Raw genomic sequence first — 300 nt, forward strand, 5'->3', positions numbered from 1 at the left:
GCGGGGTGAGCGGCCCTGTGACCTTCACCTACCAGGTGAGCGACGGCAAGGGCAGCATCGTCACGCAGTCGACGATGTCGCTCGTCAAGGCGCCGCCGCACGAGATTACCGGCACCGACGGCGACGATCGGCTGCTTGGCACGCCTGAGGACGACATCATCTCGCTGAAGGCTGGCGACGACTTCGTCTATGCCCGCGAGGGCCGCGACGTGGTGTTTGCCGGTGCCGGCAACGATACCGTCTTTGGCGGCGACGGCCATGACCTGATCTATGGCGAAGCCGGCAATGACCGGCTGTTCG

Annotated in this window: 1 protein-coding gene; it reads left to right on the plus strand. The window is 65.7% G+C overall.

The window, feature by feature from the left end:
* A partial coding sequence (locus JNB88_RS33280) for a calcium-binding protein (RefSeq protein WP_420832242.1) occupies positions 1-300 on the plus strand: 300 nt, incomplete at both ends.

Origin of the sequence: Rhizobium cauense (assembly GCF_019511525.1) — a bacterium.
Lineage (GTDB): Bacteria > Pseudomonadota > Alphaproteobacteria > Rhizobiales > Rhizobiaceae > Rhizobium > Rhizobium cauense.